This window comes from Flavihumibacter sp. (genome assembly GCF_036676075.1).
Classification (GTDB): domain Bacteria; phylum Bacteroidota; class Bacteroidia; order Chitinophagales; family Chitinophagaceae; genus Flavihumibacter.
The window spans coordinates 236,028-249,260 of the sequence record NZ_JAKFDQ010000009.1; the positions used below are offsets into that span (position 1 = coordinate 236,028).

13 protein-coding genes are annotated in these 13,233 nt (G+C 42.1%); 6 read left to right on the forward strand and 7 right to left on the reverse strand.

Annotated features, from left to right (window positions below; all coding sequences use genetic code 11):
- Positions 1-147: 147 nt before the first annotated feature.
- Positions 148-1,269 carry a 5-(carboxyamino)imidazole ribonucleotide synthase gene (locus V6M43_RS09805; RefSeq protein WP_332734763.1) on the reverse strand — a complete coding sequence of 374 codons (1,122 nt, stop codon included), beginning with the start codon at positions 1,267-1,269 and terminating at the stop codon, positions 148-150.
- A gap of 231 nt (positions 1,270-1,500) precedes the next feature.
- Between V6M43_RS09805 and hppD the strand changes: the two genes are divergently transcribed.
- Entirely contained in the window at positions 1,501-2,625 is a 1,125-nt protein-coding gene (gene hppD, locus V6M43_RS09810) for a 4-hydroxyphenylpyruvate dioxygenase (protein WP_332734765.1), read from the forward strand.
- A gap of 96 nt (positions 2,626-2,721) precedes the next feature.
- The gene (locus tag V6M43_RS09815) at positions 2,722-3,930 is read left to right on the forward strand and encodes a L,D-transpeptidase family protein (RefSeq protein ID WP_332734767.1); all 1,209 of its coding nucleotides are present in this window, start codon (positions 2,722-2,724) and stop codon (positions 3,928-3,930) included.
- On the opposite strand, the gene V6M43_RS09820 is transcribed toward V6M43_RS09815, so the two are convergent.
- Positions 3,919-5,181, reverse strand: coding sequence for an aspartate kinase (locus tag V6M43_RS09820; protein WP_332734769.1), 1,263 nt, complete (start codon positions 5,179-5,181; stop codon positions 3,919-3,921). The two genes, V6M43_RS09815 and V6M43_RS09820, sit on opposite strands and share 12 nt — an antisense overlap.
- A 154-nt stretch (positions 5,182-5,335) precedes the next feature.
- On the opposite strand from V6M43_RS09820, the gene fbp reads away from it, so the two are divergent.
- From fbp to V6M43_RS09840, 4 genes are all read left to right on the forward strand, one after another.
- Positions 5,336-6,343, forward strand: a complete 1,008-nt coding sequence (fbp, locus tag V6M43_RS09825) for a class 1 fructose-bisphosphatase (protein WP_332734771.1) — start codon at positions 5,336-5,338, stop codon at positions 6,341-6,343.
- Positions 6,344-6,390: 47 nt separating this feature from the next.
- Complete coding sequence (locus V6M43_RS09830; RefSeq protein WP_332734773.1) at positions 6,391-6,900, forward strand: CAP domain-containing protein; 510 nt, start codon at positions 6,391-6,393, stop codon at positions 6,898-6,900.
- Between the two features lie 68 nt (positions 6,901-6,968).
- Positions 6,969-7,508 carry a YfiT family bacillithiol transferase gene (locus V6M43_RS09835; RefSeq protein ID WP_332734774.1) on the forward strand — a complete coding sequence of 180 codons (540 nt, stop codon included), beginning with the start codon at positions 6,969-6,971 and terminating at the stop codon, positions 7,506-7,508.
- Between the two features lie 11 nt (positions 7,509-7,519).
- Positions 7,520-8,095, forward strand: a complete 576-nt coding sequence (locus V6M43_RS09840) for an NUDIX hydrolase (protein ID WP_332734776.1) — start codon at positions 7,520-7,522, stop codon at positions 8,093-8,095.
- Here V6M43_RS09840 and V6M43_RS09845 read toward each other — a convergent pair.
- The 5 genes from V6M43_RS09845 to V6M43_RS09865 all read right to left on the reverse strand — a co-directional run bounded on the left by V6M43_RS09845 (position 8,068) and on the right by V6M43_RS09865 (position 13,231).
- Positions 8,068-9,357 carry a bifunctional folylpolyglutamate synthase/dihydrofolate synthase gene (locus tag V6M43_RS09845; protein ID WP_332734778.1) on the reverse strand — a complete coding sequence of 430 codons (1,290 nt, stop codon included), beginning with the start codon at positions 9,355-9,357 and terminating at the stop codon, positions 8,068-8,070. The two genes, V6M43_RS09840 and V6M43_RS09845, sit on opposite strands and share 28 nt — an antisense overlap.
- 60 nt (positions 9,358-9,417) lie before the next feature.
- Positions 9,418-10,290: a hypothetical protein gene (locus V6M43_RS09850; RefSeq protein WP_332734780.1), complete on the reverse strand. Its 873-nt coding sequence runs from the start codon at positions 10,288-10,290 to the stop codon at positions 9,418-9,420.
- Positions 10,291-10,386: 96 nt separating this feature from the next.
- Positions 10,387-11,316, reverse strand: coding sequence for a DMT family transporter (locus V6M43_RS09855; protein ID WP_332734782.1), 930 nt, complete (start codon positions 11,314-11,316; stop codon positions 10,387-10,389).
- 8 nt (positions 11,317-11,324) lie between these two features.
- The gene (locus V6M43_RS09860) at positions 11,325-12,620 is read right to left on the reverse strand and encodes a radical SAM protein (protein ID WP_332734784.1); all 1,296 of its coding nucleotides are present in this window, start codon (positions 12,618-12,620) and stop codon (positions 11,325-11,327) included.
- A 50-nt stretch (positions 12,621-12,670) separates the two neighbouring features.
- On the reverse strand, positions 12,671-13,231 hold the full coding sequence (locus V6M43_RS09865; RefSeq protein ID WP_332734786.1) for a hypothetical protein: 561 nt from the start codon (positions 13,229-13,231) through the stop codon (positions 12,671-12,673).
- Positions 13,232-13,233: the final 2 nt, after the last annotated feature.

A 13,233-nucleotide genomic window follows, 5' to 3' on the forward strand; every position in this document is an offset into this window, starting at 1 on the left:
AAGGTTGGAACAATGGTAAAATTAACAGATTTAACGCTGTGAAAGTTTAGGCCTGAAGCCTTTAATTAAATTAAATGCCAAAGGCTTAATACAGTGTATAAGTGGCATTTGGAGTTTATGAAAGGCAATTCAGCCTTCCCAATGGAGTCAGGAGATAACTTTAAGGGTTCTTTTCACCTGGTGCGCTTTTCTGACCAGGTCATGTTTATCTTTTCCAAGAATCGTTACATGACCCATTTTTCTTCCCGGCCGGGTTTCTTTTTTTCCATATAGATGAATATACACACCTTCCATCGCCATCACCTCTTCTAAACCTTCATAAACAACGGGACCACTATGATCTTTTTCCCCGATCAGATTAACGAGCGAGGACGGCATCAGCGCTGCTGTTGGACCAAGTGGGTAATCGAGTAAAAGCCTCCAAAGCATTTCATACTGAGAAGTAAAATGCGCTTCAATGGTATGATGTCCACTGTTATGAACACGGGGTGCGGTTTCATTCACAAGAACCTCACCATTTCTATCTACAAAAAGTTCCACTGCAAAAAGTCCGGGTGAATCCAGTGATTTGGCTAGTTTATGAGCAATGGCTTCAATTCGCCATAACTGCTGTTCCTTAAGATCTGCGGGTGCCAATTGCAGGTCGAGTAAATTCAGGTAAGGATCAAATACCATCTCAACAGGCGGGTAGAGCGCGCTTTCTCCCTTCTTATTAATTGCTACCAGGATAGCGATCTCCTTCTCGATATCCACTTTTTTCTCTAGTATACTGGGAGCATCAAAACCAAGTGGAAGTTCATCGGGTTTGTGCAATAGCTGAACTCCTTTTCCATCATAACCACCTTCGCCCAGTTTTTGGGCAGCGGGAAGAAACGCAATATGTTGCTCCAGTTCCAACTGGTTTTGTACCGTTACAAAATTTGCGGTGGGGATTCCATTTGCCTGGTAAAATTCTTTCTGACGGATCTTGTTCTTTATGATCCTCAAAGCCGATGGCCGGGGTATTACTGTGACGCCTTCCATTTCCAGTTTCTCAAGGGCATCAACGTTAACTGATTCAATTTCTATGGTGATGGCATCCAGTTGTTTACCGAATTCATACACATCATTAAAATTACGGATATCGCCAAGTATAAAATGATGGCAGAGGTGTGCAGCCGGGCAGGCAGCATCATTTTCCATCACCCAGGTTTCCACCGGAAAATTAGCTGCTTCCTGTAATAACATCCGACCCAATTGCCCCCCGCCGAGGATACCGACTTTTTTCATGCGCCAAAAATAAGGAATGGTTCGGGCTTTGATGCTACTCTATTATTCTACAAACATTCGTTAGTTTTGAGTTATGGTTCCCGATTATCCCCATAAATTATTCCCTGATCTCCGCCAGCATTATTGCTTGCTGATGGAATCCCTGGCAATGGAAAGAGGCAAGGGCGAGTAATTTATTTAACACTCGCCCAGATCTGATCGAAATTGTAAACCATTCACAAATATTTTTCCATGTCTGTTCTCACCAAATTACAGCAACACGCTGCTACAGATTTTCTGCCCTTGCAGGGAACTGATTATGTTGAATTCTATGTGGGCAATGCAAAGCAGTCTGCCCATTTCTATAAAACAGCCTTTGGCTTCCAAAGCCTTGCCTATGCAGGCCCGGAAACTGGTGTAAGGGAAACAGCCAGTTATGCGGTACGCCAGCATAAACTAACTTTTGTATTCACTACTCCATTGCGGGCCAACAATGCCATCGCCGATCATATTTATAAGCATGGTGATGGGGTAAAAGTTCTTGCCCTTATGGTTGATGATGCAAAAAAGGCCTGGGAAGAAACAACTGGCCGCGGAGCCATCTCTTATCAGGAGCCGCGTAGTTTGAAAGATGATTCAGGGGAAGTAGTAACCAGTGGAATTCATACTTATGGCGATACCGTGCACTTGTTTGTGGAGCGAAAAAATTATTCAGGAACTTTTCTTCCTGGTTACATGCCGTGGAAGTCAGACTATAATCCTGCCGAAACCGGACTCCTTTATGTTGATCATTGCGTGGGTAATGTTGGATGGAACCAGATGAATAAATGGGTTGATTTTTATGAGAATATCATGGGCTTCCGAAACATACTCAGCTTTGATGATAAAGACATTTCCACAGAATATTCTGCTCTGATGAGCAAGGTGATGTCAAACGGAAACGGGTATGTTAAATTTCCTATTAACGAACCAGCCGAAGGGAAGAAGAAAAGCCAGGTAGAGGAGTATCTTGATTTTTATGATGGAGAAGGATGCCAGCATGTTGCGCTTGCAACAAATAATATTATCGAAACAGTAACTGCTTTGCACAACAGGGGCGTAGAATTCCTGAAAGTGCCAGGTTCCTATTATGATGAAGTGCTCGACAGGGTTGGTAAAATTGATGAAGACCTTCAGCCGTTAAGAGAGTTGGGCATTTTGATCGATCGTGATGAAGAAGGTTACCTGCTCCAGATATTCACTAAGCCTGTGGAAGACAGGCCAACTTTATTCTTTGAGATTATCCAGCGAAAAGGCGCGAAAAGTTTTGGAAAGGGCAATTTCAAAGCCCTGTTTGAAGCCATCGAACGCGAACAGGAAATGCGGGGTAACTTATAACAAATGGTTATTATTGTAATCCCCCTCTTCGCAGGGGGATTTTTATGCCTGTTTTACGGATTCTTTGTGTTATTTTAGTGCCATCCAGACTGTACTATGAAAAGAATCTTCCTCCTTATTGGTTTTCTTACAACTGTTATTGCCGGCATGTCGCAGATGGCTTACCAGCCCGGCTTTGCTGAATCACAGCGCAACTTTCCCCGCGTGAATGATATTCTCCGTAAAAAAGAGGATACACTTGCCAAACAATTCAGGGAAAAGGGACTGCAGTGGCCGGCCAAATATATCTATCTCCGATCCTTTAAATATGACAGCCAGCTCGAAGTTTGGGTTAAAGGCGAAGCGGGTAAACCATTCCAGCATTTTAAGACTTATAAGGTCTGTGCCATGGCAGGAACCCTCGGCCCCAAAAGAATGGAAGGCGATTTTCAGGTTCCCGAAGGTTTTTATCATATCAATGAATTTAATCCCCGCAGTGAATTTCATCTTTCTTTAGGTTTGAATTATCCTAATGCTTCCGATCGTTACCTGAGTGATGCCATCCAGCCAGGTGGTGATATCTATATTCATGGTAGTTGTGTTACTACAGGCTGCATACCAATTATGGATGCTCAGATCGAAGAACTTTATGTTCTTGCAACGCACGCAAAAAGCCAGGGCCAGGATTTTATTCCCGTGCATATTTTTCCTGTTCGATTTAATGTGAAACGAAGCACTGAATACCTTAACCGGTATGTACGTGATTTTGCTGATTATACCCCTCTCGCCACAAGCCTGAAAGAAGTATTCTATTATTTCGAAAAGTATAAAAAAATTCCTGTCATTCTGGTTAACAATAAAGGCGAATACGTGACCGATGAAGAAGTGAAAAAATCTTTACCAATAGGAGAGCGGAATGTTATAATAACACCCGTTGTGAAAAAAATCCGAAAGAAAGTTCCTTTCAACGAGAATGAAATTCCTAATACCGTTCACAAGCTTCCTGAATATCCTGGCGGGTCTGATGCCTTCCGCGATTACCTGAAAAAACTGAATAAGGATCTTGTTCCTTTCTTAAATGAAGAGCAGCATAGTGCCTATGTACTTGTTGAATTTATTGTAGACCAGAAGGGTAAGGTTCTAAATCCCCGCATCCTTAAAGGTGGTAATGATTTGTTGAATGAGAACCTCCTCGACGCATTGGAAATGATGCCCGATTGGAAACCTGCTATAAGAGAGGGTAAGGACGTACCGATGAAGTTAAAACAGACGATCGTTGTAGAAGGCAATCCATCCGCTTCAGCGATTAGCGCGCTATCTCATTAACACCTGTACTGTTTCAGGAGTCTGCTGCTGTAAAACTATTTTATGATTTTCTGTTAGTTTTTCCAGAAGCCTGGGTTCGTAATGGCGTATGGTCAGGAGCTTCAATCCTTTTTCTACGGTAACATCAAATATTTCGGAAGCCTGGTGTGCGAGTTGCTGAATTTTTTCTGGCCTGTCATCCATCGAACAGGTAAAACTGATTGCGCCATTTTGCGTAATGGTAGGTTTTAGTGCCAGTTCTTCGAAAATATGATACAGGATGCCTACTGGTTTTTCACCCACAAAAGAAAAATCCTTTGAACTGAGCTGAATCATCACCTGGTTTTCTTTTATTACGATGATAGGTGGAAGTTTTTTAACAACACCTTCGTGTATTACTGTTCCGGGTAGTGATGGATCGAGAAAACTTTTTACATACAGTGGAATACCTTTGTTTTGAAGTGGTTTTATAGTCTTGGGATGTATAACCTGGGCACCATAATATGCCATCTCAATCACTTCTACATAATTCAGTTCAGGAATAAGCTGCGCTTCTGGAAATTGTTTAGGATCAGCATTCATCACACCTTCTACATCCTTCCATATCGTGAGGCTCCCAGCCCCCATTATATTGGCGAAAACAGCCGCTGTATAATCGCTTCCCTCCCTACCAAGGGTAGTGCTTTCATTTTCATCAGTAGCTCCTACAAAGCCCTGCGTTATTACAATTTTAGATTTCTGATATAAGGGTAGCAGAAGTTGCTGCACCTGTTGGTTTGTAAAGGGCCAGTCGATATTCGCATCCCTGAAATTGTCATCGGTTCTGATTATATCACGTACATCGATCCATTTATTGGAAATACCGGATTCATTGAGATAGGCGCTTATAATTGCAGTTGAAAGCATTTCGCCAACACATACAATCTGGTCATAATAATAATCATATTCCCTCACGGGTTTATCATGCAGAAGCCATTCTATCTCAGTGAAAAAATTATTCAGCAGCTGTTCACAGCTTAGCCATTCTTTAACCAGGAGGTATTTGGAAATGGTAAGATGCTGTTGCTTTACCTGGTTGAATAATTGAAGTGCATCTTCTTTTTTGCCTGAGTAAAAATTTTCAGCAACCTTTTCCAGCGCGTTGGTAGTTTTACCCATAGCGGAGATAACGATGAGCAATTCATCATTTACTTCCTGCTTAAGAATTTCTGCTACCTGCTTTATTCGCTCAACATTACTAACGCTGGCCCCTCCGAACTTAAAAACACGCATATGTTTAAGATTACTGATTAAACATTGATCAATTAAGGTTATTAGGGATAACCGTCAACTTATCTATGATGTTTGCGAAATTGGGGCCTAATCTTCAATCTGCAAGCTACAATCTGCTTTTTTTTGTTTCTTTGCGCACCTAACGATTGCACATATGAGTATTGTAAACAGGCAAGTCCTGACCCTTGATGAATTCACCATTCAGCAACTTCGCAATTTCCCAAAAGCCACCGGTGAACTTAGCAGCCTTTTGCGCGACATTGGCCTTGCCGCCAAAAGGATTAATGTGGAGGTGAATAAAGCTGGACTTGTTGATATTCTCGGCGATTATGGCAGTGTTAATGTTCAGGGAGAAGAAGTAAAGAAGTTGGATATTTTTGCTAACAATCAAATGATGGGGGTACTGCGTCACGGTATCAGCTGTGCTGGTATTGGCAGTGAGGAGATGGATGATATAGTAATCTTTGATGATGAGGTCAGTAATCAAAGTAAATACGTCGTTCTTTTTGATCCACTGGATGGAAGTGGAAATATTGATGTGAACGTATCCATCGGAACAATATTTTCTGTTTATCGCAGAACAAGTGAGCTGGGAAAGCCATGTACCAAAGAAGATTTCCTTCAGCCTGGAATAAAACAGGTAGCAGCGGGATATGTTATATATGGCAGCAGCACCATGCTTGTATATGCCACCCGAAGAGGTGTTAATGGCTTTACACTCGATCCATCCATTGGTGAGTTCTGCCTGAGTCACCCAAATATGATATGCCCTGAGTTCGGCAAGATTTATTCCGTTAATCATGGTAATTTCTTTCTCTATAGTGAAGGTGTAAGGAAATATATTACACTATGCCAGCAGAAGAATAAGGATAACGGCGGGCCTTATACGCAACGTTATATAGGTAGTATGGTCAGCGATGTTCATCGTAACCTGATCAAGGGAGGCATTTTTATGTATCCGGGAATGTCTGATAAACCAAAAGGCAAGTTGAGGCTCCTATACGAATGCAATCCATTTGCCTTTATAATTGAAGTTGCCGGGGGGAAGGCAACCAATGGAGAAATGCGGGTATTGGATATTGAACCTGAAGATCTTCATCAGCGATCTCCTTTTTTTGTAGGCAGTAAGGGAATGATGGAGGAACTGGAAGCCTGCTTATAATTCATTATGGTACAATACTTGCGGACGCATAGTGAAATTATTATCCTATGCCGTATTATAGAATTGTTACCGGATTTATACTTACATTTTTTCTATGGTCGTGCAAGCCTACGCGCACTACCACAACCCGTACTACCACTAAAACAGCAACTACAGCACCTGCCAGGGTTTCTCTTTCCTCCCTTGAAGCGGGTATACTGGCTGAGGTGAATCGACATCGTAAAACTAAAGGTCTACAACCCTTGAAAACGAATAGTATAGTTGAAACGGAGGCTTCACTTCACAGCCAGCGTATGGCAAGTAAACAGGTGGCTTTTGGCCACACTGGCTTTGAGACCAGGGTTTCCAGGATGGGTAAAAGGCTTGGTGGGGTTAGTAATTCAGCAGAGAATGTAGCCTTCGGAAGATATTCTGCCCGTGAAGTTGTGCAGACCTGGTTAAAAAGCACGCCACATCGTCGGAATATAGAAGGGAGGTTCAATCTCACAGGTATAGGTGTTTCAAAGGATTCGAGAGGAACTGTTTATTATACCCAACTCTTTGCCTTGAAAAATTAAGTGCAATCATTCCTCATTAAGCATATAGGTTTTGGAATAACGTAGATTTGCCTTGTCATTCTAATTTTATGCATACAAGTGAAGACCTGCGTTATCCAATTGGTAAATATGAAGAACAGCCATATTCGGAGAGGCAATTACATGATTGGCTTAACGATATACGTTACCTGCCACAATTATTGGAACATGCAGTACTAAACCTGGATGAGCACCAGTTGCATACTCCCTATCGTGAGGGTGGCTGGACAGTTCAGCAGGTAGTTCATCATGTGGCAGACAGTCACATGAATGCTCTGATCCGGTTTAAACTTGCTTTAACCGAACAGAACCCTGTTATCAAACCTTATGATGAGGCTGCATGGGCAAAACTTGATGATGTGGCTGATCTGCCGATTAATATATCCCTCACACTGCTTCACGCTTTGCATGCAAGATGGTTCAGTTGTATCAGAAAGCTTGATGAAAGTACATATACCAGCAGAACAGTCTTTCATCCTGAACACAAAAAGGAATTTACACTGTGGAATCTTTTGGGTATGTATGCATGGCATGGTAAACACCACGTGGCACATATTACCAGATTGAGGGAAAGGGAAGGATGGAAATAAAATAATCATTCATGTTCTGGAAAACAATTTCATCAGACTATATTTCAAATCATATCTATTTTACTGCAAGGAGAGATAAATGTCAACGCGATGATGGAACCATCGTAGATCCCTATTTTGTGGTAGAACTGCCTACATCGGCAACTGCACTTGCTTTAACCACCGATAACAGGGTGATCATGGTTAAACAGTACAGGCATCCTATCGGGGAAGTAATCATCGAAACACCTGGTGGGTTTATTGATCCTGGAGAAGATTTCGCTATTGGAATGAACCGTGAGTTACTTGAAGAGACTGGATATTCTTTTCAATCTATTGAGTCTCTTGGCAGGGTTGCTGCCAATCCAGGGGTCCTTAATAACTATACTGAGCTGTTTCTTGCAAGGGGCGGAGTGAAACAGCAGGACCAAATGCTTGACCACAATGAAGAGATTGAGGTGGTGGAGATAAGTATTAATGATTTAAAAGAAATGCTTTTGCGGGGTGATATTAAGCAATCGCTTCATGTAAACTGTATTTTCTATGCACTTCTGAAAATGGGGCAGATTACATTCAACAATCAGGGGATCACTTCACCAACAACGTAAACTGAGCCACATACCAGAATGAGGTCCTTAGGTGATGCAGCATTTTTGGCAGCTTTTAATGCCATATTTACTTCGTGGTATACTTTACCCTTGAGTGAAAAAGCGTCTGCCATTTCCTGCAGCCTGTCTGCCGGCATTGCCCTGGGGATCTGCGCCTGGGTGAAATAATAGATTGCATGCTTGGGAAGCATTGTAAGAACTTTTGTAACATCCTTGTCTTTAACCATACCTATAACAATATGCAGCCTTGTAAAACTTGTGAGTTCCAGTTGATTCAGAATCACTTTGATGCCATCTTCATTGTGTGCTACATCAAGTATAATAGTGGGGTCATCCGCGATTTTCTCCCAACGCCCATGAAGTCCTGTTAATTTCCTGGTATTAGCGAGGCCATTATGGATTGCTTTCTCATCAATCTGCCATCCTTCCTGCTGAAGGAAACGGATGGACTGAAGTACCGTTCTGATATTTTTTGTTTGGTAAAAGCCACTAAGTTCAGGATAATAATGTTGCGCATCGTCGTGCCCCCTTTCTTTAACGGTGATGGATAGCCGGTGGTCCTCATATTGCCAGTTCACCACCTCCTGCAATTTTTCAGCATAAAATAAGGGTGAATTTTTCTCCTTCGCGGTCTCTTCAAATATCTCCTTTGTTTCAGGTATAACTTCTCCTATGATAACAGGAATAGATTCTTTGATGATTCCTGCTTTTTCTACTGCAATTTTTTCAAGCGTATCGCCCAGAATATTCATATGGTCGTAACCAATATTAGTGATCACCGAAAGTATTGGTCTGATAATATTTGTGCTGTCTAAACGTCCACCCAGTCCAACCTCTATTACGGCAATATCAATTTCAGATGAAGCAAACCAATCAAACGCCATGGCTACCGAGATCTCAAAGAATGAAGGCTCAATAACGGGAATAAGGGGCTTCATTTTTTCCGTAAATGATATAACAGTTGACTCCGGAATCATATCCCCGTTAATACGTATTCTTTCGCGAAAATCTTTGAGATGGGGAGAGGTATATAGTCCGGTCTTATAACCTGCTTCCTGAAGTATGGCGGCGATCATATGGCTGGTTGAGCCTTTGCCATTAGTGCCTGCAATATGAATGGATTTGAATTGCGTATGGGGATTGCCGTTAGCGGACTCAAGTTCAATAATATTGTGAAGGTCTTTTTTGTAAGCACCTGCTCCCTGTTTGCTGAACATAGGGAGTCGTGTAAAAAGGTAATCGATAGTTTGGGCGTAATTCATCCCTGTAAAACTAATTCTTCATCAAATGAAAATGACGATTTCTTTAATTGGGCGAAACGGCTAATTTTTTAACCTGAAATTAAAGATTATAGTACCTATCTGTTCATCCCCACCCGCATTGAATTTTAACTGCATCGCCTTACGCACGGCAATTGCCTTCATATTGCTATTAGAAGTAGTTGATCCCCGGGGCTGGTAAACAGCAGAAATAACTTTTCCTGCTGCATCTACACGAATATCTACAGCAACTTTTGCATTCTGATTAAAGTCATCTTCAAAGGAAGGGAAACTTGTAATACGACGACCCGATAATCCCCTGGAGATTGATACTCCTGATTTACCAGTACCTCCATTTCCTTCGTAATTGGTTGAGTTAGGATCACCTCCCGGTTTCCCCTGATCTCCAGACCCGCCAGCTATGCCCTGGTTGCCACCTTTCTTATATGTGTCGGCCTCATTACCTCCAGTACCTGTTCCAGATACACCTTTAAATACTGCTTTCGGTTTGGGCGGGGCAGGCACTGGATTAGAAACGGGCGCTGTTGCAGCCGGCCTTGGCTTGACGGCTACTTCTTTTTCAGGGATCTTGGTTGCCTTGGGATTTGCAACTGCTGGTGGTTTCACAGCGGGAGCCTCTTCATCACTGTCGTCAGTTTCAATATCACGCGCATCATCTGCAGCAGCAGTATTTGCAGGAGGTGAATAGTTAGGTTGTTCAGCAGGAGCCGGACTTTCTGGTGACATAGGCTGGTCATCTCCTAATCCTTCATCGCTATTCCCAAGGTTCACTTCTATTCCATCTTCAATGGGAGGTGGTGGTATTGTAGGCAGAGAGAATTTGATGAAGAATAATATCAACATCAGCAGCAGCATTACGCCGGCTGTATAGCCTCCTGCCTTCAGGTTTTTCTGTACTTCAAATTCAGCGGTCATAGTGATCGGGTTAGCATAGTAAATGTACAATTCTTTGCCGTACAAGTACAAATAACAGGCTAAGTTGCGAGAATTGCAGCTAATATTTGTTAAAAATCATCGTCCTTTTCTAAGGGGTAAATTGGCGATCACCAATCCCCCAACAACCATTAATCCACTTGTGATATGAATCATCGTGATTTTCTCATTCAATAACCACAAAGCCTCAAGACTGCTGAAAATTGGTATCAGGTTGCCAAACAGGGCGGTGCGCGCAGCTCCAAGCCTTGCGATCGCAGCATTCCAGCATAAAAATGCGATAACTGAAGTGCCAAGTCCAAGATAGAGTACTACACTGATAAGATATCCATTCCATTCAATCGGGGCACTATAAGTGGATTCATATAACCATGCAGGTAATAACATCAGGGTGCCAAAAGTAAAAATGGTGAAGAGAAAATTCTGTGCACTTATTCCGCCAGGTTTCTTTCGAACCAGAATATTATAAATGGCAAACGCAAGAGCACCCAATAATACCCACGCATCTCCTTTTCCAAATTCCAATGCAATTAAACGTTGTAAACTCCCTGCTGATAAAAGATATAATATACCGGTAATGCATAAGGCAAGTCCGGAAAATCGCAATAGGGTCACTTTTTCTTTTAGAAAAATCCTTGCAAGAATAATGGCCATAACCGGGGAGGAGGTGGTTCCAATGAGCGCAAGATTTATAGCTGGGGAATAGTGACCTGCGATATAAACGAATGTGTTGAAGAGTGAAACTCCCGTTAATGCAGTCCAGAAAAAGTAGAAAAAATTACGCCTTACGATCGGCCATTCAACAGCTATTTGTTTCCATGCAAGAGGCAGAATTAATAAAGAAGCCGCCAGCCATCGGAAGAACGCAAGTGCTATAGGTGGAATGTTGTGTATGACGCCGCGTGCAACAATAAAATTGCCACTCCAGATAATGGTTGCAAGCACGGCAAGCGCCGCACCTGTTAGCAGGAGTCTGCGTTGGCTTTTTTCCAATTCCAATTTTGTCATGCAACGGCTTAGTGGGCAAAATCCATTTCGAATCTACCCCTTATCCTTTCTATAGGTGGATTGTAGTAGCCGAATTTCAGGTTTGGAAATTCTTCCCTTATTAGTTCCATCAGCTGTTTAACACCAAGGCATTCACCAGTATCTGTGGCGCCGATTTTACCAAGGTACCAGTCTGGATCAATATTGAAATTCCGCCATTGGATCATGCAAAGGTCGGTATCAATAATTAGTTTCCTCAGCGCCTCATATTCGGCAACACTGTCAGTCATTCCTGGAAAAACAAAATAATTAATACTGGTCCATCCTCCAAAGCTCCTGACCACTTTCAGACTTTCAACAATATCATCGAAATCATAATTATTTGGTCGGTAATAAGGCATATATACCTCTCTCCGCGCAGAATTTGTACTTACACGAATACTGTTCAATCCTGCTTCGCATAAGGCTTTTACAGCATCGGGTTTTGATCCGTTGGTATTAATATTAATACTTCCTTTGTCTGTATGTTTTCTGATCTCAATTATGGCATCTCTCATGGTCTCCCAAACTAAAAGTGGCTCGCCTTCACAGCCCTGCCCAAAACTGATAAGTGGGAAAGGTGCTGATTCAAGATGGGGGACAGTATATTCCACTATTTCTTCAGGAGTTGGCCTAAAGGTCAGGCGGTCCTGGGTTGATACAATAGGCTCTTCATCCGGCTGTAGGGATATACATCCTACACAATTAGCGTTACATGCCGGAGAAGCTGGTACAGGGCATTCCCATCTACCCATAAAATAGTTTCGTGCGGCGGGACAGTGATATGTATTACAGCAATTTTCTGCAAGATGCTTAACAAGGCGATTATGAGGGTATGCCTTCAACATCTGAGATACTCCCGTTTCGATCTTTTTATCATTAAATCCTCCACATTCCTGTCTTATATCAGATTCGATGCGGATGGCAGGCACAAAGAATTTTCCTTCTACCCAACCTGCAGCAGTATAACAAAATAAGGGAAGGATAGGTGCATCGGGCATACTCTCATATGCGGCAATGAATAATCCTGTATGTGCGGGAGGAATAAATGCTGCAACTGCCCATCCTTTTTCACAGAGGCGCATTTCGCCGGTAATAACATCAATACCTATACCTCTTCTTCCCGGAAGTTCATATAAATTGCCACCCTCAGGTAATTCAATCCAGTCTTCTTCAGGAACAGGATAAACATCCCAACCGCTTCTTCCGGTAGCATATAGTGTATTGTCTTCAAAAATATTTCCTTTACCATCAGAGTAAAGGAGATAGGGGGCATGTGCTAGCATTTGGTAAAGTTAGTGAAATGGAGGGATGGAGAGATGGAGGGATGGAACGATCATACTATTTTATGAATCCTTTCCCTGCAATAACTGTTAAATTCATCTTCACTGCAATCATCTTCTCCTTCATCATCATCAGAGGTTTCGCGCTGTATGAGTTTATTATTTTTAAAATCTAACGTAAGGAGATTGTCACGCAGCATGATATTTGTAAAATCTTCCCACTCATATTGTTTTCTTGGGATACTGTTGAAAACAATTCTATCGTCGTTGAAACCGATCTCAAGGTTTTTCTTTGCCTGTCTTTCAACAAGAGCCATAACGAGAAATAGGGCGCTGAGCCATGGAAAATAAGGCATGCTCGCCCAGGTAAGGGCGGTAACAAACAGGGCATAACTGTATGTTACAGATTTCCCTAATTTTTTGAGGCGAAAAATATTAATGACAACTAATAGCGCTATTACTGTAGCACCGATTAATTGCATCATTCGTTTATCATCAGAACTGATATATTGGAGAAGGAATAGTAAAACCGAAGCTGAACTTAACAGTATACTGAACCTGTCTACAAGCCTTCGGCTGGTATTTTCCAGGGTCACAACGTATTTATAAATCATGC

Coding starts and splice junctions, on each gene's coding strand:
- V6M43_RS09860 (WP_332734784.1), bottom strand. CDS start 12,620: ATGCTAGCACATGCCCCCTATCTCCTTTACTCTGATGGTAAAGGAAAT.
- V6M43_RS09865 (WP_332734786.1), bottom strand. CDS start 13,231: ATGATTTATAAATACGTTGTGACCCTGGAAAATACCAGCCGAAGGCTT.
- V6M43_RS09845 (WP_332734778.1), bottom strand. CDS start 9,357: ATGAATTACGCCCAAACTATCGATTACCTTTTTACACGACTCCCTATG.
- V6M43_RS09820 (WP_332734769.1), bottom strand. CDS start 5,181: ATGCGTGTTTTTAAGTTCGGAGGGGCCAGCGTTAGTAATGTTGAGCGA.
- V6M43_RS09805 (WP_332734763.1), bottom strand. CDS start 1,269: ATGAAAAAAGTCGGTATCCTCGGCGGGGGGCAATTGGGTCGGATGTTA.
- V6M43_RS09840 (WP_332734776.1), top strand. CDS start 7,520: ATGTTCTGGAAAACAATTTCATCAGACTATATTTCAAATCATATCTAT.
- V6M43_RS09855 (WP_332734782.1), bottom strand. CDS start 11,316: ATGACAAAATTGGAATTGGAAAAAAGCCAACGCAGACTCCTGCTAACA.
- V6M43_RS09850 (WP_332734780.1), bottom strand. CDS start 10,290: ATGACCGCTGAATTTGAAGTACAGAAAAACCTGAAGGCAGGAGGCTAT.
- V6M43_RS09815 (WP_332734767.1), top strand. CDS start 2,722: ATGAAAAGAATCTTCCTCCTTATTGGTTTTCTTACAACTGTTATTGCC.
- V6M43_RS09835 (WP_332734774.1), top strand. CDS start 6,969: ATGCATACAAGTGAAGACCTGCGTTATCCAATTGGTAAATATGAAGAA.
- V6M43_RS09830 (WP_332734773.1), top strand. CDS start 6,391: ATGCCGTATTATAGAATTGTTACCGGATTTATACTTACATTTTTTCTA.
- fbp (WP_332734771.1), top strand. CDS start 5,336: ATGAGTATTGTAAACAGGCAAGTCCTGACCCTTGATGAATTCACCATT.
- hppD (WP_332734765.1), top strand. CDS start 1,501: ATGTCTGTTCTCACCAAATTACAGCAACACGCTGCTACAGATTTTCTG.